A 19,210-nucleotide genomic window follows, 5' to 3' on the forward strand; every position below is an offset into this window, starting at 1 on the left:
AGTCTTTTCACTATTTCCCCTCCACAAACCGCCCAAACTCCTTCATAAATCTCAAATGAAAACTCCCCACAGGTCCATTCCGATGCTTCGCCACATGAATCTCCGTCATCTCTTTCTGCTTCGTTTCCTTATCGTAATAATCTTCGCGATACATAAGCATAATGACATCCGCATCTTGCTCAATTTGTCCTGTCTCTCTTAAATCAGATAAAAGAGGGCGCTTATCTTGACGCGACTCTACTGAACGAGACAATTGCGATAATGCTACTACACAAACATTTAACTCACGTGCTAATAACTTAAGTTTACGAGAAATCTCACTAATCTCTTGAAAACGATTGCCCTTATGCTTCGGATCGCCCGTAATAAGTTGCAAGTAATCTACAATAATTAAAATCTTTTTATCACCGTGCTTCCTCTTTAACTTACGAGTTTGCATCCAAATATCTTGCACCGTAACCCCTGCATTGTCGTAAATCTCAAGAGGTAACTCACCAATCTCCGCAAACGCCTTACTCACCCTTTCCCAGTCTTCCATCGCAAAACGATGCTTCGGATTTTTCAGCCTACCTCCTGACACTTCACCTACGCAAGAAGCCACCCTTTTCAATAATTGCTTACTACTCATCTCTAACGAAAACAACCCAACCGCCGCACCAGACTTCGCCGCATGCAGTCCAACATTTAGCGCAAACGCTGTCTTCCCCATCGAAGGACGAGCACCGAGAACGACAAAATCTCCTTCCTGCAATCCGCACGTCATTTTATTTAGCGATGTATAACCCGTCTCAATACCAGTAATCTCTTTCGCATCTTGATGAAGCTCTTCATATAAATCAACTAGCGCATCCTTCAAATCAAACTCACATACACAGTCCTTCTCCTCTAACTCACAAAGTGCCGTAATCGTCTCACCAATAATTTTCTCACTCTTCTCTGCAATAAGACGCTCTCCCATCTTGTGCCCAAGAACACCCGCCTGATACATTTTCCAGGCACCTCGAACAAGCCCCTCATAATAAGAGAAGTTGGCAATTGTAGGCACACCATCCATTAACCCTATAAAATACTCCATTCCCCCGATCCCCTTCAAAAACTTCGGATCCACTCTAGAAGTGAACGTCACAAGATCAATCGGTTGCCCCTCTCCTTCCATTTTTCGCATTAACTGAAATATAGACTTATGCACTGGCATAGAAAAATACTGCTCCGTCAAACGGCACTCCTTAATAAGCTCTCCATCAAGTAGTAGAGAACCTAACACCGTCTTTTCCGCCTCCACATTTTGAATACTCATGGACGCCACCCGCGCTCCGCTAAAAAGCGCTGCAACTCTTCCTCAGACGGCGCATTCTTCTCCCACTCCTCACACCTCGCCAAAAACTCCTCCGTCTCCCCCGTACTAACAGACGACCCCTTCTTCCGAAAATTCGCAGCATCCGCCTCAACCTCACACACTTTCGTAAACCCTTTCCCGTGCCAACCCCGCAAAATCCCCTTCACATAAGCCATCTTCCGATTTTTATTCTCATACGAAATTTGAAGAGCCTTCAGCACCAGCTCCTCTGACAAATCATTCATCCATGCATTCAATTCCTCCACCGTAAAAGGAGACAAACTACCAAAATGTTGCTCATAAAACGTGAACACCTTACTTCCCGTCTCTTCCTGAACAACCTCTTCTTCCTCTTCTTCCTCTGCCTCCTCACAAGCCGGCTCTACATCATCCATAGCCAAATCACCAGGCATACCGAAATGCGCTAACAGCATCGGAACATTCATCTCCTCCTCCGCACACTTCTGAAGAAACATATGTACAAACTCCTTATTCTTCACACCCTTAAGCTCACGAAGCACACACTTCTCCACATTCGTATTTGTTACCGGATTATAACGAAGCCAATTCAAAACGAATAACTCCCGCGTATCCGCATCATAAAGAATCTTCCCATAATCAATGAAGCGCTGCACAAGCTTATCAACAGTCTCCCGATTATAACCAGTCTCCATCTCAGCTAACCGCTTCGGAAAAGGAAAAATCCCACACTGCGTCGTCTTCGAACAAGTTAACAAATAAACATAAAAATACCGCTCCTCCGGCGTCAAATCCAAAACAAAATCATCCTGCCAAAAATTCACCTGCACATTACGATACACCGCCATCCCAATTCCTCCCGTCCTAATTCAAAAATGAAAATTTCCTCTTTGTACTATATATAGGAAGGAGGGCTGGGTTTTTGGCGTGTTATTTTAAATTTTTTTCGACTCCTACTACGGTGTTTGTTGGTGTTTTTGTTTTTGTTATGTTTTTTCTTAGTGATTTATTACTTGGTAGGGGCTTGTAAGGGGCTTAGGAGGGGCTAGTTATCGGTTACTTCGATTAGGAAGACTCTATCTGAGAAGCCGCCTCGTTCTTTTGCTTTCTTTTTACGGATGTTATTGATTTCTTCTAGTGTTGTGCCTTCGTGTTCAGCTAGGGCGTTTATTAGTTCTAGGAGGTCGGATAGTTCTTCGAGTTTATGTTCTTTTGTTGTTGCTTCTAGATATTCGGTTAGTTCTTCTTGTGTTTTTTTGCAGATTTCTTTTATATATTCATCTTGGGGTAGGATTCTTGTTGTGGGTGTTTTTCCGTTGGATTTTATTATTTGTGGGATTTTATTTCGGATTAGTTTGTTGTAGATTGGCATGTGGGTTTTCCTCCGTTTGATTTTTCTTCTATTATAATGGAAAAGCAGTTTAACTAGGCGTTAAGCTGCTGGATTGCTTCTTTTATATAGTTTTCTTCTTCGGTTGTGAAGAGGGTTGGGAATTCAGATAGTGGGAGGTTTGATTTTTGGGTTATACTCTCTATATCACTTTGAGATGTATCAAGATAGTTTGTTACCTCTTCTATTAAATTGAAAAATCCCTTCAAAGTAACTTGAACGTCATGATGACTCGGATCCTTCTCTTCTTCCTTATACTTTTTCAACTTCCCTATCACATCCATAAATCGCCGATCAAACTTTTCTTTTAGTTCCTTATTATTATAAAACGCTCGAACACTATCTGTTGAAAAGTGTTCCTCTAACCATTCTTTATTTTCTTTCTCCCAAATAAAAGTTTGCAGAAACGAAGAAAACAAAGCAACATCCACTCGTTCTTCCTTTTGAAACTTCTTCGTCATCTCATCCATATGCGAAAGCACCTTCGCAATCCTTTCTTGCTCTGCCAACAGCAATTCCCTTTGAAAATGCATTTGTCTTAAAAAATCTTCAGTCTCTACATTCCGCTGTAATATAATATTTTGAATTTCCCCAAGCGAAAAACCGAGATGCTTAAACGATTGAATTTGCTGTAACACATACAAATCATCTTTTGTATATAACCGATGCCCTCCCTCAGTATAATCGCTTGGCTTTAATAAATTAATCTTGTCATAATAACGAAGCGTCCGCACCGTAACATCCCCAACACTTGCAAACTCACTAATCATCCACGCCATATCATCACCTACTCCGCTAACTTCTCTTTCACATACTGAAGCATATGAGAAAAACTCATCTCATTCTGCCGACAATATTGAAACAAACCTACAAAGAATAATAAAAAAGGAACATTCCCTTTATAACGATTTTCATACTCACTAATACCATCATAAAAGTACTCATACTTTCTTTTTCGTAAAACAATATAAATCGCAATAAACAACACTGCAATCATAACCAAAAGTCGCTTTCCCCTTATCTCCACTTCTTGTTTCATCACCTATTCTCCTTCCACCGCATACTTATCTTCTTTAAATAACGGTATTCGAATGAAATAGCGATATGGTTCGTCGCGTATTACTTTCCACGCAACAAAAATCACTTGAACGACCTCAAAGGCAAACACAAGCCAAAACAAAACATCACTAACACGCGAACTAATATTAAATAGAAGAAAAATTAACAAATGAAAGTTGAAAGCCTTTCGGCAATGGTATTTGTACACTTCATTTTTACGTGCCAGCGTGATGTACATGAATAGTGGTGAAAAAATTCCTATTGCGGCTGAGAGTAGTAGCATGATGATGGTGTTTCTTTTTTCTTTTGTGGTAGTTTTCATGAGTAGTTTGGTCCCCCTTTTTGATTTGTCTTCTTTAGGTTAGGGGGTGACGTTGGGGGAGATGCAAGAAATAAACTGTAATTAATTCTGAAAAATAGACACAATGAAATATCTTACATACTTCGTTGTGTCTATTTACCTCATAAAAAACTAATTATCTATCAAAAAACATTTGAAATAAATACTGCAGCCAAAATAACATACATGTAATAAATATCCCAAACACTACATTTTCATTAAGCTTCTTAAAAATAGCACTCCATTTAACTACAATATATTGATTCACAACACACCAATAGCAGAGAAACAAGATTGAGATACCAGTCAAAGGAATCATAAAATTCACCGCTCTTCCCCCTTTCATTTTTATGATTCACCTATTATATCTCTACTAAATTAAAAGATCAACTGTATATATCCTCTTTAAATACTAAGGATTTATCTAGTCACGAATTCCCCCCACATTAATCTCTATAAAAATCACTTGAAAATTAAAAGAACTTGACAAGGGAGGCCTCCTACTTTTTCAAAGATTCAACACGATTAGTAATACAAAAATCAAATGAACCCGAAGAGTGGTACATGAAAAAACACCTCCGTATATTCGTATTTAATTTAAATACGAATATACGGAGGTGTTTCTTTTATGGGAACAAGAAAATCTTATTCAGAAGAAATTAAATGGAAAACAATCGAACTGAAAAAACAAGGATACACAAACAAAGAAATTATGGAACAATTAGGAATTAAAAATAAAGCACAGATTAAACTTGGATGAAGTGGCATCGTGAAGGTGAAACGTATCGTTTTAGTCGCCCTGTAGGAAAACAAAGTACGCTACAAAAGGTTAGTGAAGAAGGCATAACTGAAATCGAGAAACTTCAAATAAAGAATCGGAAATTAAAAATGCAACTAGATATTAAAAAAAAGTACCACGAAATCGAGAGGAGTTGGTTAAAGAAGTAGTTGTAGAAGTAGTGGAGTTGATCAAAGATGAGTACTCCATTAAAGAGATATGTATATTAATTGGTATACCTCATTCTACTTATTATCGATGGAAAAATAAAGCAAAAGATGTAAAGGAAGCAAAATTAGAACAGGCTATTTTGACAATTTGTATGACAAATCACTTTCGATATGGCCATCGAAAAGTTACTGCTTTATTGAAACGAAAATATAATTATCACCTAAATCGAAAAACTGTACAAAAAATAATGCAAAAGAAAAGTTTACAATGTAGGGTCAAAAGAAAGAGAAGAACCTAGATCAATAGAGAAAGTAGAATTGTTGTAGAGAATCTCTTAAATAGAAACTTTCAAGCTAACAAGCCAAATGAAAAATAGGTTACAGACATTACATATTTGCCATTTGGTACAGAGATGTTGTATTTATCAATTATGATGGATTTATATAACAATGAAATCATTGCGTATGAAATAAGTAACAGACAAGACGTAACACTTGTCTTAAACACAGTTGAGAAGGCAATCAAACTAAAACAAAAGACTCAAATTATACTACATAGTGATTAAGGGGCCGTGTATACCTCCTACGCTTTCCAAACGTTATCTAAAGAGAATGGCATTACCACAAGTATGTCCCGTAAAGGAAATTGCCATGATAATCCCGTAATAGAATCTTTTCATTCCTCATTGAAATCTGAATTGTTTTACTCCAAAGAAAAACAAATACATTCAACTTCTACTCTCAAACAACTCATTCACGATTACATTGAGTATTATAATACGGAACGTATTCAAGAAAAGTTAAACTACCTGTCTCCTATAGAATATAAGAAACAGGTAGCATAGGTGTTTTTTCATGTACCAAATTCGTGGGTCAGTTCACTATCTTTTCAATTTTTAGTTTGATGAACCTTTTTCTCTTTCTTTAATATACAAATCTAGTAGATTAGAAAGATAATAAACTGTCTGTACCTTTTTTCTAAATATTTTTTCGTCAATTTTGAAAGCAATAGAGACACAAATAAATATAAGTGCAACTATTAAAATCCACCAAATAGTACTTACAGGAAAAATCGCTTTCAACATTAATGTTAAAAATGTTAATCCAAATGCCAACTTTGCAGTATATATTTGAGTAGCTTTTACTTCTTCTGCTTTCGACTTAATAAAAGCATTCAATAGCTTTAAATCTTCTACTTCCATATTTTCAATACCTAGATTTGTAATTTCTAATTTACACTCAATTATTAAATTTTCAATTTTTTGTTTTAGTTCTCGTTTTAAAACTCCCATATAAAAATAATCAACTGCTTTCATAAATATTCCTCATTTATACTTTCTAAAAACTTATTATTAATCTAAATGAACATTCAGGTATTTTAATATAATAACACACTAACTAACTATTTTTCCACATCATACATATATTCTAATAGTACTAATTCTCTCCAATACTTTAATTGTAGCATAATATCAGAACTTCTTGTCGATGGATACTTATTTAATAAATAAGCTATCTTAGTTATAATATGTTTCATATTTCCTTCAGCTAAACTAACCAGCAATCTCTACTTTCCTCCTTCTATCTTTTTTATTTTTTCTTCTGCATTTACCTCTGCTATAGTTACATCTTCTCTTTTAAGCTCATCATCCACTTGTTCTAGTAATTCATTTATTTCAACTTCTGGTACTTCAATAGCTACTCCGTCCTTTGTATCACTCATCTTATAATTCTCAACGTCTCTAAAAACCACATTTTAAATAACTACAATACAAAAATAATACAAAAAAACTATCCTTTCACTGGTATACAACTAATATGCCATTTCTACTTATCTAAACAAATGCAGAGTTAAAAATCTTTCTATCCTCCAATAATAATACTTCTTCCCAATGATTACTTAAAATACAAATTTTTCACTTCACCTAATTAAATTTCTTAGAAATACATACGAAATTATATTGTTAAGATAAAACGAAATATATTACAATAAAACAAAATGTTAGAAAGAGAGTGAACTTATGGGGATTCCTGGGTGGTTATACGTTATTCTTATTTTCTTTTCTGGACTGGTAGGAGTAATTATAACCTTATTTACACAAGGTCTAAGACAAAAAAAACGAGATAAGTATGAATTATTAATTTCTTTTGTAGAAAATAGGTTTAATGTGCAGAGTACCGAATTTTCTCGGGCTTTAAACAAAATTTATATAATATTTGGTAAGAATAAAGAAGTTATAACTGCATTAAGACGATTTCATGATGGCATTACATATGAAAAGCCTGGAAAAGAAGAAATAGATAGAAGATTACTGGCACTATATAAATCTATGTGCCAGGATTTAAAAATTGACCCTATGGATGATACTCTATTTCAAGTACCATTTAATCCAAAAAATTGATAGCGAGTTTAATTAAATGGCTTTATAATTTAGTTATGGAAGGGGTGTATATTATGATAGAAACTGGAATGATATACATTCTCCCTCATCACCACTTCAGCCAACTTTGCTGAAGTGGTGATGAGGGATACTTCTTCCTTTCGAGCCTTATTGAAAAAAATTCATTATCAATCTTCTAGCTATAATCTATATGCCTTTCCATTTTGAATAGTTTTGTTTAATTATTTGATATTGTAGAACGCTTTTATATTCACTTACCAATTACTTACACCTTCCCTAAACCAATAGCCCACAGAGGTTTATATTTTTACTATGTAATAAAAACTTCACTAAAATAATACTCCATTTCTTAGTTTCAACTGATAATTAATATAAAAAATATGTACTTTACAAAAATTTTTCTTTATTATCCTCCTTCTGTAAAACTCGTAACAACATCATACAAATTCCCAGCTATAAATAATTCTCTACAGAAAATTTTATAAACTAATCATAAATAAAATACTAACCTCCACCACTATAGAGACAGTTAAAGGCAAATTTTATGATCACATAAATTACAGTAAACATCACTTTTTTATAGAGTTTCGTTTATACAAGGCCGTAAAAGTGCCTTTAAACCACCATTTCTTCGTAGCTCAGCAGGAATATTATCACCTTGACAAGGGGTGGCGGTCGCTGGTTTGAGACCAGTGGAGGCCATATTTACTTGCTATTACTAAGTTCCTTAGTAAAATTACGACGGTAATCATTCAAACTACATTAGGAACAATATAGACACCCATCTCGTAATATACTGATAATTATCGATTTTTTAGAACGCACTGAATAATCACACGTTCTTTTTTAAAGGTAGCATTCGCTAATTATATATCAAAAAATTATAAAGATATTGACTTTAAAAATTCCAAACCATTACTGCACAATATTATTGAGATTATAACTACTTATTCTCTATCCTGATTTTATTGTTTGTAATCGAAAGAAAAAAGAGCTTAGAACCCTTTAAAATAAAGAATTCTAAGCTTCTTTTAATTATTCCCACTCAATAAAAGTTTAAGTCTATTATAATAAGAATTGCTTTTAAATAAGGTCTTTATATGTAATTACTTTATTAAACAAAACTAAAATTCAATAAGCTTGGTATCATTTTTACATCTCAGAGGTGTTTTACGTTATCCTATGAAATTATATTAGCCCAACCCTTATTTCAATTGGGGATGTTTTTGTTTTGTCCAACCCGAATAGATTAGTTCATCACCCTATCTATTAAACGTCGTTTATTCACCATGCTTTATACAATAGGGTGATTTTTAATTATTGCATTTGTGGCACTCGTATCTTTTCTGTATCTAAAAGATTCGTACAAATAATTTCTTTTACTTCCTCGCGTGTTAGCATGTCTAATATTCTAACACCACCAATTTGATTTAAGATTTTATTTGCATTTGAGTAAGAATAGCGATTCACAATCATCTTATCTTGCTCAGCTAGCTCTTTAATGGCCTCTAAAATCCCTAATGAAATAGCTTTGTTAGAAATAATATTACTCGAGAACCAAGCAACTGCGTTACCACGGAATGCACCTTCTACAAAAAAGTCTGTTAAGTGGAATGGGTTACTTGGATGTTCCACATCTACAGTGTAATAAGCTATCCACCATAGTAACGATAAATTATTAATCATCAGCGAGCGCTTATGGCCTTGGTTAAAAATTGTCCTACTTTCAATACTACGGTCCTTATCTTGAGATGAAATTAAATTCAACTGATTTAAATGATAATCTACGTAGTACGTGTTGGCTAAAGCTACCCACATTTTCTCACTTTCAGCTTCTGAAATTGAAATATGCTTCAAACTACTCCATAGCGTTCGAATATTTTCTTTTGCAGCTTCACCATCAACTATTTCTAACTTCAATGGTACATAATCAAACACTGTCGAGCTTTCATGAACATTTCCAGGATTCGAAAAGAGTTTCGTAATTTCTACTGTATTATTTGTTTTATACAACGGTAAATAATCCGTTTTAAAATTAACTTTAAAATTTTCTAGAAATTCATCTGTTACATATGTAATAACATTAGTCATGCGTAAGCTCCGCTCCTTTATAGAAGTTATATAATGCATCTTCTACAGGTGCATCTAATAGCTGCTGTGCAACTTTCATGGCATCAGCAGTTAAAATCGTTTGTTCGTCATAGCCCGCTTTGTTTAGTAACTCAAATAACGCCGGTACCCATAAACTATCTCTGTTGAAATCACCATTTTTCACGCGCTCAATTACATATGTTAATGCGGGCACAACAATCGTTACTAACAACATGCTTTGTTTAACTTGATCCGAACGACTCATAACTTGATAAGCTTCGTGCGCATTTTTTGGTAAGTTGACTAAAATAATATCGCCATCAATATTAACATCCATAAACACATCATTAATCGCTGCAACACGAATCATCGACTTAGCATTTGGATTTTCTTTATTAGCAAATTTAATATTTAGCTCCGCCATTGTATCAAATGCTAAAATATCCCCTTTGATTAGCTTAAGTACATTAAAGTTATCACCGTAGTATTCATTATTGAAATTGGGATTACTATAATTTTCAATCACTTCATTAGCTAAAATCATCGTATTCACTTCAATTTTGCCACTGATCTCGTTAGCATTTAACGAAACCGTAAGCTCATTTTGTAACTTGGACGCTGTAAATAACTTACGATAACTTGAAGAAACCCCTTCTAAATGAACGGCATACACAGCCTTTCCTTCAGCAATGAATCGCTCTAACATCGCATCGTTTAATTTAAATTTCACCATAACATTCATTTTAGATGGTGATACTTTTTCAAAATGAATGTCGCTACTAAATTCGCTATTTTCATAGTCATTCATTTCACTACTTAAAACCGGATACGGAAATAAATCAGCTTTTAATTTCATATACCGTGCCCTCCATTTTTAACCGTAATTTACTATCAATTGAAATATCTGCACTGAATACCATGTTTTTCGATAGACTCTCTAATCGAACTGCGTTTCGTTTAATCGAAATTTCATTCGATTGACTTGCAACATCCACCACTTTCAATGGGTATGTCACACCATTTGCACCTATTGACTTCAATTCAACTTCAATTGCTTTTGATTTTTTCAATACTTTCCCGACAATTCGGTACTTCCCTTCAGCTGCATTAAGCTCAATAATTTTCAGCTTAATAGAAGTAGACGGACCTACTCGTTTTTCCTTATTCGCGATAACTTCCTCATCTTCACTATTTGAACCTTTATCGCCAGGTTCTTCATTTGACCCATAGTTTGTGTGAGGTGAGTCTCCACCGCCATTACCCTCACGTTTACCGCCGCTACCAGAAGTATCACCATCTCCGATTCCAACAGCTTCTAGTACATTCTTTAACAAATCTTCTTCTTTATTGCCATCTAATGTTTGATTCGTATTATTTTTTCGCGATAACTTAAAATCCTCGAAATTATTTTTTATACCCGAATCTTTCTGTTTTTTCTCCCCTTCCGTTTGTTGCTCATTTAAAGGTAATAAATCATTCACTCCGAATGCATCAATAACATCCGTACTGATATCTGCAAATGCCTCTTGTACTTTAGCCTTATACCATTGTAATAAATCCTTTAAAAAATCTGCTGCTTCTTGATGTGCTACTCCCTGCTTACGATCAATACTCCATGTATCATGATTAGCATTCTCTAAATCTTTTAAATAAGCATTCAATTCTTTTCCTAACGCTTGAAATACGCCTGAGAAATTGATATTGCCACTAACACGATTACGCTCATAAATTTTCATACCAGCTGCACGGGTTTGCAATACTGTACGATTAGCTGGCTCATGCTGCAACAAATATAGTTTAGCATCCGCTACATCTTTAACAAATGGATATTTTATAAAACGTTCATCCAAGTCAAAATCTAGCGTTTGCTCGCTTGTTAGTACTTCATAAAAACGATACGTTTTTAAAAACTGCGCTTTTGTATCCCCACTAAGTGTATTTTCTTCATATATACGCTTCATTAAAGAATGTACAGTTACATCGTTAATAGTTTCTCTTTTACCAACTTTTACAACAAGCTTTCCTTGAATAATCGCAAGTAAAAAATTATTTAACGTTGAAAGAACAATATTTTGCGTCCACTCATCATAATTTTTCAGACCGATTATAAAAATATCTGTCCCAAATTCGTCATTTTTTCTTTTAGGGTAACCAAATGTTTGCTGTTCAGCAATATAGTCTGCTTCAGCGTCCACACACGTCGCACGCTCTTGTGTAATGAAGTTTTCTTCTTTGATTTTGAATGAAACAAAATTCATTACACCTACTGACTTTTCAGTTCCTTCATTTGCTAGTGTATTATAAAACACCATCCGTAGATCTGAGGCTGCAAACGGCGCTGCTTTACCAATTCCTTTACTTCCCGCTGAATCAGTATCATCCTTTTCTGAATAACCGTCTCCCAAAACTAATGACTCATATTTCTTTTTATTTAACCCTGTTGTATTGTAGTCACTAATTTTTAAGACAGGTACTTTAGGTGCATGAAGCACATCACTAAAACGCTTTAAAAAATCGAGAGTGTCTTTGTTATTTTTTTCCGTCCATAATTCAAGTGCTTTCGGCAATGCCTCATCTTTAATAGATTTAACATTGGAGATGTTTTCTGTTGGCATTTCAAAAAAGTCAAACCTAATTTCAACTGCTTCTTCCTTGCTTTTATCTTTTGCATCCAATGAGTTTTGCAGTACCTCACGCGTCAAAGACTCCGCAACATTATCTAAGAATATTTCAATTGATGGATTATTTACCCCCTTTGGAGTTAACCCTTGTCCATTAGGAAATTTCCACTTAGGCATATCTTCCCCTCCTGTAGCTTTAAATAGTTATTTGTCTATTTGAATTTAAACTCCGTAGAACGTTGTTTACTTTCTTCTATAAATTTATTTTTCAAACTTTTAATCTCTGAATCTAGCGTTTCAATAATCTGCTTCACTTGTTCATCTGTATACTCATAGTTATTTTTATTCGCTAAATTACCAATCAACTGTAACTTTTTAAGCGTATCTGAAACACGTTTCTCTGCTAATTCTTTAAATTTCTCAGACTTTTTACCATTATATCCCACGAATATATCAATCTCCTTTTCAATTCACATATAATATAAAAATCTAATGTTATTAATTATAGAATATACTAACATAAAAACTTGATTTTACAAATAAATTCCAAATATATTGATTACATTTTATTTATTTAGTAATTTATAAACGATATATTTAACAAAAATATAATTAATATTGCACCATTCAATCAATAAATTCATGATAAACTGAACCTCATTTCGCATCAAATCAATAAAATCAAATAAAGGTGCTAATAATTCTAACTGTCAATTTGTAAAATCATCCCTTAAAATAACTGTTATTATGCCCTCGTTCCCCCTTAAATACCTCCATATAAAAAGCCATCCGAAAAAGAAGTAAACTCAAATAATGGTACATGCAAAAACACCTCCGTACATTCGTATTTAATTTAAATACGAATGTACGGAGGTGTTTCTTTTACGGGAACGCGAAAATCTTGTTAAGAAGAAATTAAACGGAAAACAATCGAGCTGAAAAAACAAGAGTACACAAACAAAGAAATTATGGATTAATGAGGAATTAAAAATAAAGCACAGATTAAAAATTGGATGAAGTGGCATCATGAAGGTGAATCGTATCGTTTTAGTTGCTCTGTAGGAAAACAAAGTACACTCCAAAAACTAGTGAAGAAGGTATAACTGGAATAGAGAATAGAGAATAGAAAATTAAAAATGCAAATAGATATTGAAAAAAATACCACTAAATTGAGAGGAGTTGGTTAAAGAAGTAGTTGTAGAATTAGTGAAATTAATGAAAATAATGAGCACTCCATTAAAAAGATATGTATATTAATTGGTATACCTCGTTCTACTTATTATCGATGGAAAAATAAAGCGAAAGATATAAAGGAAACAAAATTAGAACAAGATATTTTGACAATTTGTATGACAAATCACTTTTGATATGGACATCGAAAAATTACTGCTTTATTGAAACGAAAGAATAATGCAAAAGAAAAATTGACAATGTATAGTTATAAGCAAGAGAAGATAGGATTGTTGTAGAGAATCTCTTAAATCTAAACTTTCAAGCTACCAAACAAAATGAAAAAAAGGTTACAGATATTACATATTTGCCATTTGGTACAGAGATGTTGTATTTATCAAGTATTATGGATTTATATAACCATGAAATCATTGTGTATGAAATAAGTAATAGACAAGAACATAACACTCATCTTAAAAACAGTTGAGAAAGCACTAAAATCACAACAAAAGGCTAAAATTATACTACATAGTGCTCAAGGGGCCGTGTATACCTCCTACGCTTTCCAAATATCCCGTAAAGGAAATTGTCTTGATAATGCCGCAATAGAATCTTTTTATTCCTCATTGAAATCTGAATTATTTTATTCACAAGAAAAACAACTCCTTCACGATTACATTGAGTATTATAATATGGAACGTATTCATGAAAAGTTACACTACCTGTCTCCTATAGAATACAAGAAACAGGTAGCATAGTTTTTTTCATGTACCACTATTCGAGTTCACTTCACTTGTTTTTTATCTTTTACCTTAATAATGTATTTAAGTTCAATGCCATTATATTCTTAAACTCCTCAATCATATCGAGTGTTTCATCATTCATAATATTTAGTTCAGCTGTTGCCAAAGAGTAAATCATAAAATCAATTGAAGTAGATAATGTTTTGTCATCCTTTGTACCAATTACAAAGCGCTCATAGAAAGGGTGATCAATATTCCAGACAATCACCGTTGTTTTCCCTTCCATTCTAGCTTCATAAATATGACCAGCCTTACCATCATGCTGCGCCTCAAATCTCACACGAACATTTTCACGAGGCTTACGCGAAACCTTATCTTTCCCTCTTACACCATCTTCTTTCCTTTTATTATTGATCTGCTTTCCAGTATCATCCGATGGCTTTGGTGTTTTTAATAAAGGCGCTTTCTTATTAATATGACGTTCTGATTCCTTATGATCTATGTCCTGTGCTTCTTTTGCCGCTTTTCCCCTCTGTAACATCCGCCTAATAGCAATTATTTGATGCTTCACATCAGCCTGAATTTTATCAAAAATCGATTGTTCTAAATTCACACCATTCTTCTGAAAGTTAACCCCCATATTTTCATCAAGTGCAGCAGAGAAATAAATTTCTCCACGAAACCTATTAAGTTGTGGATGTCGAGTGTAAAGATCTAGCACTGAGCCCTTTTCAATTTCACGATTGTTACGCATCACATAAAAACCTTGAGTTGATGCATTAATTTTTCGAGATAAATTACCCGCTACCCCAAAATCAGGAAGAATTCCTAAACGTACACGAATTGTTTCCTTCTTCTCAATCCCTTCTTCATCTTTAATAGTAAATTCATATTCCTCATCAGAATAAATTTCTCCACCTTCAGATAACATGTAAATATCATCTGCTTCTACTTTTTTTCCATTAACATAAAATTCTCGCCCTGCGTTAATGTACTCACGAAACGTGCGTCCTATATCCTTCATAAGTTGAGAAGCAAAATTATTCAACTTTTTATTCGTAATTTTGTCACAATCAATCAATCTAATAACAGTGCCTTGATCCTTCTCGTCTAAATGTACATTAAAGAAGTCTATATCTTCCTTTTCTGGTTCTCCAATATATTTAACGAAAGCATTTTCATTAATAATTTCATCTATATCCTGAGCTGCCTTTAAAATTGCTTGAGATTTTAATTGTTTCGTTATCACCTCTACACGGCGAGCGATTGAAATAGATGCTGTAGAAAGACCCATTCCAAATTTCCCTAATTCTGTTGTGATATCACGTTCAACAGCGGATCCTAAACGAAGAGATTGATCTAACACATCAAAATTCATACCATATCCATTGTCTATAATAGATATTACAATAAGACCATCAATACTTTCGATTTTCACAATAATTTTATCTGCTTCCGCATCAAGTGCGTTATCAATAAGATCATTGATAGCGGATATATTGTTATACCCTAAATTGCGTAATGCCACAATAAATAAACCTGCGTTTGGACTATTCTCACGATTATGTTTAACCATGAACCAACACTTCCTTATCTTATTAAATTTGTCTTGAAAATAAAAAGGTCTGCTCCTAAAAGGACAGACCTCACCTACGTACATGAAAAGTTATGAAACACCTTTAATAAAACTAGGAACTCTTAATTTTTTGCACGTAGACTCGGTACTATACCAAATCTAATTACATTTTAATATAAGACCCCATGAATAAAAATATAATCCGACAAAAAACCAAAAATTACCACATATAAATAACCTTCTATTTATCTACTTCGTACATTTATTCTTTACAAGAAAAAAAGTATAGTGAACTAATTCACTATACTCCTTTCCTCATTTATTAAAATAAACTCAACTGCACAATACTATCCATCTTCTCTTCTTCTTTGTTAATCTCTAAAATCCTTTGCCCCATTCGCTCTACCAAATTAACGACTAAAGCATTTCCCATACAAAAGTATCTGTTTCTTTGTGGCATCCCTGTATTTGTCCAATCCATCGGGAAACCATTTAATAACTCACATTCAACTGGTGTTAAATATCTTAGTCTTTTTGTATAAGGATCTTCAATTACATGAGAACTTCTATTACATGTTCCTTCACTTGTTAACATTGTACGTCCAGGCTTATCTAAATCATCAGGGAAAGCCATTCCTCCCTCAGAGTAGAAATATTTATGACCTGTCGCCTTTGACACTCTTTCTTCTTTTTTAGGACCTTTAAGATACTTAAGTTCCTCAAATTCTGTTCTGCCCTTTTTGTTAACCTTATCCATTTTTAAATAATACGATTCATCTACAGGGCCAAATTTATCATATACCTTTTGAACAACTTCACCTAAAGTCTCTGGACTTTCAGTTACTGGAACTAATTCTTCCGTATATACTTGTCCATCCATCATTACGCCAGAATTATAGTATTCAGCTTTAAATGTATCAGAAACTTCAATAATATCGACTGGCAACTCAAATTGCCCTCTTTTTTTGTTTTCTTCAGGTGCTTCATGCACATTAAAAATTGGAGCGAAGAATCCATTTTCACACAATATCTCTAAAGGCTTCATTTTACTTTGAACAGACTTGAAATGAGATTCTTTTAAATACGCAAAAATAAATACTCTTCGTCTTCTTTGAGAATTTCCATAATCCGCAGCGTTAATAACTCTCCATTCGACTACATACCCTGCATCGCTAAAGCTCGCCAGCATAATAGAAAAATCACGACCTCTTTGTTTTGCTGGTGATTTCAATAATCTATCTACATTCTCTAACAAAACAAATCTTGGCTTGCGAGAATTAACTATGTTCATTATCTCCCAAAAAAGAACACCTTTTTTTCCTTGTATTCCTTTTTCATTTGATAAAGTACGTGCTACAGAATAGTCTTGACAAGGGAATCCACCTACTAATAAATCATGCTCAGGTATTTCCGGCCAAGCTTCTGCTATATCTCTATTTACATGTATTCCTTTATTTTCAAAGCGAGTTGCATAGCAATTAAATGCATGTTGTGCTTTAGTTGAGGGCTCCCACTGGTTTCCCCAAAGAACTTCAAAGTTTTCATTTGCTTCTAGTCCTAATCTAAAACCTCCTACTCCCGCGAAAAGTTCTACTACTTTCACCATAAATACACGAACATCCTTTCGGTATTTTATTTATCTATGCTTCATTATAATAAAAAGTGAGGAAAAGATCAACTATAACATTTCAAGAACCATACTTTTTTACAATTCCTTATTTTGGATTGTAACAATCAAGGAAACAGTTCGCTACTATATCAATATTATAAAGGAAGAAACTTCCCTTGAACAGATCCAATATAGCCGTTATCTAATAAAACAAATCGTCTTTCCCTTCTTATAAATTTTACTTATATAAAATTGAAACAGCTTTTTATTATAGCATAACTTTAATATGTATTGTTTAAAATCATACAACGCAGTACTGGATACAGAAAGGAGTTTATTATGGACTATACTACAATAGAAGAACTAATGAAAAAAGCACATGAAGCTGAAGGAAAAACGTTTGGTGAAATCGATACAACTGACCGACTTGCAAACGCTAAATCAAAAGGTGGACTAGGGCAAGTAATCGAGGAAAGCTTTTTTGGATATGAAGTCAATTCAAACGCAGAAGCTGACTTTCAACACCTTGGTGTTGAACTTAAAGTAACTGCATTTAAACAAAATAAAAACGGTTCACTATCTGCCAAAGAGCGGCTAGTCTTAAATATTATCAACTATATGGAAGAAGTTCATACACACTTTGAAACGTCAAGCTTTTGGAAGAAAAACGAAAAACTATTATTAATGTTCTATGAATGGGTACCTGGTGTAGACCGTAAAGATTTTCACATTACAAAAAGCCTTTTATTCACCTATCCCGAAGCTGATTTAGAAATAATTAGACAAGACTGGGAAACCATCGTAAATAAAATTCGTGCCGGCAAAGCACATGAATTATCTGAAGGTGATACAAACTATTTAGGAGCTTGCACTAAGGGTTCCAATAAAAATTCACTTCGCTCACAACCGTATTCTGAAATTCCAGCAATGCAAAGAGCTTTTTCGTTAAAGCCTTCTTATATGACAGCACTAGTTCGCAGGTATCACCTAAACGAAGAACTAGTAAGTTTTACAACAACAAATGAACTAAAAGGAAAATCTTTAGAAAAAATCCTTTATTCAAAATTTGAAAATTACATAGGCTTAACTGATCAAGAAATCGCTCAAAAATTATCTATTGATTACAAACCTACAACCAAAAGCTTTGTTCCACTATTAGTAAGCTCTTTACTTGGCATCAAAGGAACTCGACTCGATAAAATTGAAGAATTTGCGAAAGCTAATATAGAATTTAAAACAGTTCGTTTAGAGCCCAACGATAAACCCGAACAAAGCATGTCATTTGAAACAATCGATTTTCATCAATGGACAAACGAATCATGGGAAGAAAGCGAAATTAGAGAACGCTTCTATCAAACCAAGTTTTTATTCGTAATTTTTGAATTTAACCAAACAAAAAAAGAAAATCCAAATCGTAAACTCTACTTTAAAGGTATTAAACTTTGGAACATGCCTACTCCTACAATAGAAAAAGAAATACGTGAACTATGGGAAGAGGTTAATAAAGTAATACATGAAGGTATTCAAATCGAATATAAAAAACGCGGTGATAAAGTCGTCGAAGCAAATAACCTACCAAAAATAAACTTCAACGGTGTCGCGCACATTAGACCAAAAGCCCGCAACGGTGCCGATAAAGTAACTTTACCTGATGGCCAGCAAATTACAAAGCAGTGTTATTGGTTAAATAATTCATACATAGCTGATATTATTACTGATAAAAAATCATAAGGATTTAATTTATAAAGAAATTACCATTCATGATAAAAAGCAGATATCAATTTTATCCCTAAAGATATCTGCTTTTATCAATTTGTTACGATTTTACAAATAGTATTTCTAATGACCGATTATCTAGTTATTCCAACATTAATTGAAGTTGAAATCCCTAATAATATAATTAATAATTGATGAATATTCAAAAAACAATCCCAATAAAAATAAGT

The 19,210-nt window shown here is 33.7% G+C and carries 18 protein-coding genes and 1 pseudogene; 4 read left to right on the forward strand and 15 right to left on the reverse strand.

Going from position 1 to position 19,210, the window contains the following annotated elements; translation table 11 throughout:
* Nucleotides 1-10: 10 nt before the first annotated feature.
* The 6 genes from dnaB to ACTFSI_RS25270 all read right to left on the reverse strand — a co-directional run bounded on the left by dnaB (nt 11) and on the right by ACTFSI_RS25270 (nt 4,086).
* Nucleotides 11-1,297, reverse strand: a complete 1,287-nt coding sequence (gene dnaB, locus ACTFSI_RS25245) for a replicative DNA helicase (RefSeq protein ID WP_440045713.1) — start codon at nt 1,295-1,297, stop codon at nt 11-13.
* On the reverse strand, nt 1,294-2,163 hold the full coding sequence (locus ACTFSI_RS25250; RefSeq protein WP_440045714.1) for a DnaD domain-containing protein: 870 nt from the start codon (nt 2,161-2,163) through the stop codon (nt 1,294-1,296). The genes dnaB and ACTFSI_RS25250 overlap by 4 nt, the downstream gene beginning before the upstream one ends.
* A gap of 197 nt (nt 2,164-2,360) precedes the next feature.
* Nucleotides 2,361-2,687: a nucleoside triphosphate pyrophosphohydrolase gene (locus tag ACTFSI_RS25255; protein ID WP_440045715.1), complete on the reverse strand. Its 327-nt coding sequence runs from the start codon at nt 2,685-2,687 to the stop codon at nt 2,361-2,363.
* 53 nt (nt 2,688-2,740) lie between these two features.
* Nucleotides 2,741-3,484 (reverse strand): MerR family transcriptional regulator, encoded by a 744-nt coding sequence (locus ACTFSI_RS25260; RefSeq protein ID WP_440045716.1) that lies wholly within the window; start codon nt 3,482-3,484, stop codon nt 2,741-2,743.
* A gap of 8 nt (nt 3,485-3,492) precedes the next feature.
* Complete coding sequence (locus tag ACTFSI_RS25265) at nt 3,493-3,744, reverse strand: hypothetical protein (protein WP_000808326.1); 252 nt, start codon at nt 3,742-3,744, stop codon at nt 3,493-3,495.
* A 3-nt stretch (nt 3,745-3,747) separates the two neighbouring features.
* Nucleotides 3,748-4,086: a DUF4870 domain-containing protein gene (locus ACTFSI_RS25270; protein ID WP_075396556.1), complete on the reverse strand. Its 339-nt coding sequence runs from the start codon at nt 4,084-4,086 to the stop codon at nt 3,748-3,750.
* Nucleotides 4,087-4,732: 646 nt separating this feature from the next.
* On the opposite strand from ACTFSI_RS25270, the pseudogene ACTFSI_RS25275 reads away from it, so the two are divergent.
* Nucleotides 4,733-5,897, forward strand: a pseudogene (locus tag ACTFSI_RS25275) (IS3 family transposase).
* A gap of 51 nt (nt 5,898-5,948) precedes the next feature.
* Here the strand turns inward: ACTFSI_RS25275 and ACTFSI_RS25280 are convergent.
* From ACTFSI_RS25280 to ACTFSI_RS25290, 3 genes are all read right to left on the reverse strand, one after another.
* Nucleotides 5,949-6,368, reverse strand: a complete 420-nt coding sequence (locus ACTFSI_RS25280; RefSeq protein ID WP_410561024.1) for a hypothetical protein — start codon at nt 6,366-6,368, stop codon at nt 5,949-5,951.
* Between the two features lie 86 nt (nt 6,369-6,454).
* Complete coding sequence (locus ACTFSI_RS25285; RefSeq protein ID WP_255291127.1) at nt 6,455-6,616, reverse strand: hypothetical protein; 162 nt, start codon at nt 6,614-6,616, stop codon at nt 6,455-6,457.
* A 3-nt stretch (nt 6,617-6,619) separates the two neighbouring features.
* Nucleotides 6,620-6,775: a hypothetical protein gene (locus ACTFSI_RS25290; protein WP_410561025.1), complete on the reverse strand. Its 156-nt coding sequence runs from the start codon at nt 6,773-6,775 to the stop codon at nt 6,620-6,622.
* Nucleotides 6,776-7,073: 298 nt separating this feature from the next.
* Here ACTFSI_RS25290 and ACTFSI_RS25295 point away from each other — a divergent pair, with 298 nt between their 5' ends.
* Nucleotides 7,074-7,454: a DUF6680 family protein gene (locus tag ACTFSI_RS25295; RefSeq protein ID WP_098705666.1), complete on the forward strand. Its 381-nt coding sequence runs from the start codon at nt 7,074-7,076 to the stop codon at nt 7,452-7,454.
* Nucleotides 7,455-8,771: 1,317 nt separating this feature from the next.
* Here ACTFSI_RS25295 and ACTFSI_RS25300 read toward each other — a convergent pair.
* Genes ACTFSI_RS25300 through ACTFSI_RS25315 form a run of 4 tightly spaced genes read right to left on the reverse strand, consistent with a single transcriptional unit; the run spans nt 8,772 to nt 12,612 of the window.
* Nucleotides 8,772-9,545, reverse strand: coding sequence for a DUF6339 family protein (locus ACTFSI_RS25300; RefSeq protein WP_265153449.1), 774 nt, complete (start codon nt 9,543-9,545; stop codon nt 8,772-8,774).
* Nucleotides 9,538-10,401, reverse strand: coding sequence for a hypothetical protein (locus ACTFSI_RS25305; RefSeq protein ID WP_000767884.1), 864 nt, complete (start codon nt 10,399-10,401; stop codon nt 9,538-9,540). Before ACTFSI_RS25305 ends, ACTFSI_RS25300 begins: the two co-directional genes overlap by 8 nt.
* Nucleotides 10,385-12,343, reverse strand: a complete 1,959-nt coding sequence (locus ACTFSI_RS25310) for a hypothetical protein (protein WP_440045718.1) — start codon at nt 12,341-12,343, stop codon at nt 10,385-10,387. The genes ACTFSI_RS25305 and ACTFSI_RS25310 overlap by 17 nt, the downstream gene beginning before the upstream one ends.
* 35 nt (nt 12,344-12,378) lie before the next feature.
* On the reverse strand, nt 12,379-12,612 hold the full coding sequence (locus ACTFSI_RS25315) for a hypothetical protein (protein WP_097843729.1): 234 nt from the start codon (nt 12,610-12,612) through the stop codon (nt 12,379-12,381).
* A gap of 1,269 nt (nt 12,613-13,881) precedes the next feature.
* On the opposite strand from ACTFSI_RS25315, the gene ACTFSI_RS25320 reads away from it, so the two are divergent.
* A complete protein-coding gene (locus ACTFSI_RS25320) occupies nt 13,882-14,094 on the forward strand; it encodes an IS3 family transposase (RefSeq protein ID WP_440045719.1) in 213 nt (70 codons plus the stop codon).
* Between the two features lie 49 nt (nt 14,095-14,143).
* Here the strand turns inward: ACTFSI_RS25320 and ACTFSI_RS25325 are convergent, their stop codons facing one another.
* Both ACTFSI_RS25325 and dcm read right to left on the reverse strand, forming a co-directional pair.
* The gene (locus ACTFSI_RS25325; protein ID WP_070805355.1) at nt 14,144-15,655 is read right to left on the reverse strand and encodes an ATP-binding protein; all 1,512 of its coding nucleotides are present in this window, start codon (nt 15,653-15,655) and stop codon (nt 14,144-14,146) included.
* Between the two features lie 322 nt (nt 15,656-15,977).
* Complete coding sequence (dcm, locus tag ACTFSI_RS25330) at nt 15,978-17,261, reverse strand: DNA (cytosine-5-)-methyltransferase (RefSeq protein WP_440045720.1); 1,284 nt, start codon at nt 17,259-17,261, stop codon at nt 15,978-15,980.
* A 342-nt stretch (nt 17,262-17,603) separates the two neighbouring features.
* Here dcm and ACTFSI_RS25335 point away from each other — a divergent pair, with 342 nt between their 5' ends.
* Nucleotides 17,604-18,995 carry a Sau3AI family type II restriction endonuclease gene (locus ACTFSI_RS25335; RefSeq protein WP_440045721.1) on the forward strand — a complete coding sequence of 464 codons (1,392 nt, stop codon included), beginning with the start codon at nt 17,604-17,606 and terminating at the stop codon, nt 18,993-18,995.
* Nucleotides 18,996-19,210: the final 215 nt, after the last annotated feature.

Source organism: Bacillus cereus group sp. MYBK101-2 (assembly GCF_051918845.1).
Lineage (GTDB): Bacteria > Bacillota > Bacilli > Bacillales > Bacillaceae_G > Bacillus_A > Bacillus_A paranthracis.

Bases quoted from the DNA above. Each gene is read 5' to 3' on its own strand.
- ACTFSI_RS25325 (WP_070805355.1), bottom strand. From the start codon at position 15,655: ATGGTTAAACATAATCGTGAGAATAGTCCAAACGCAGGTTTATTTATT.
- ACTFSI_RS25300 (WP_265153449.1), bottom strand. From the start codon at position 9,545: ATGACTAATGTTATTACATATGTAACAGATGAATTTCTAGAAAATTTT.
- dnaB (WP_440045713.1), bottom strand. From the start codon at position 1,297: ATGAGTATTCAAAATGTGGAGGCGGAAAAGACGGTGTTAGGTTCTCTA.
- ACTFSI_RS25260 (WP_440045716.1), bottom strand. From the start codon at position 3,484: ATGGCGTGGATGATTAGTGAGTTTGCAAGTGTTGGGGATGTTACGGTG.
- ACTFSI_RS25335 (WP_440045721.1), top strand. From the start codon at position 17,604: ATGGACTATACTACAATAGAAGAACTAATGAAAAAAGCACATGAAGCT.
- ACTFSI_RS25290 (WP_410561025.1), bottom strand. From the start codon at position 6,775: ATGAGTGATACAAAGGACGGAGTAGCTATTGAAGTACCAGAAGTTGAA.
- ACTFSI_RS25310 (WP_440045718.1), bottom strand. From the start codon at position 12,343: ATGCCTAAGTGGAAATTTCCTAATGGACAAGGGTTAACTCCAAAGGGG.
- ACTFSI_RS25255 (WP_440045715.1), bottom strand. From the start codon at position 2,687: ATGCCAATCTACAACAAACTAATCCGAAATAAAATCCCACAAATAATA.
- ACTFSI_RS25295 (WP_098705666.1), top strand. From the start codon at position 7,074: ATGGGGATTCCTGGGTGGTTATACGTTATTCTTATTTTCTTTTCTGGA.
- ACTFSI_RS25305 (WP_000767884.1), bottom strand. From the start codon at position 10,401: ATGAAATTAAAAGCTGATTTATTTCCGTATCCGGTTTTAAGTAGTGAA.
- ACTFSI_RS25270 (WP_075396556.1), bottom strand. From the start codon at position 4,086: ATGAAAACTACCACAAAAGAAAAAAGAAACACCATCATCATGCTACTA.
- ACTFSI_RS25265 (WP_000808326.1), bottom strand. From the start codon at position 3,744: ATGAAACAAGAAGTGGAGATAAGGGGAAAGCGACTTTTGGTTATGATT.
- ACTFSI_RS25250 (WP_440045714.1), bottom strand. From the start codon at position 2,163: ATGGCGGTGTATCGTAATGTGCAGGTGAATTTTTGGCAGGATGATTTT.
- dcm (WP_440045720.1), bottom strand. From the start codon at position 17,261: ATGGTGAAAGTAGTAGAACTTTTCGCGGGAGTAGGAGGTTTTAGATTA.
- ACTFSI_RS25280 (WP_410561024.1), bottom strand. From the start codon at position 6,368: ATGAAAGCAGTTGATTATTTTTATATGGGAGTTTTAAAACGAGAACTA.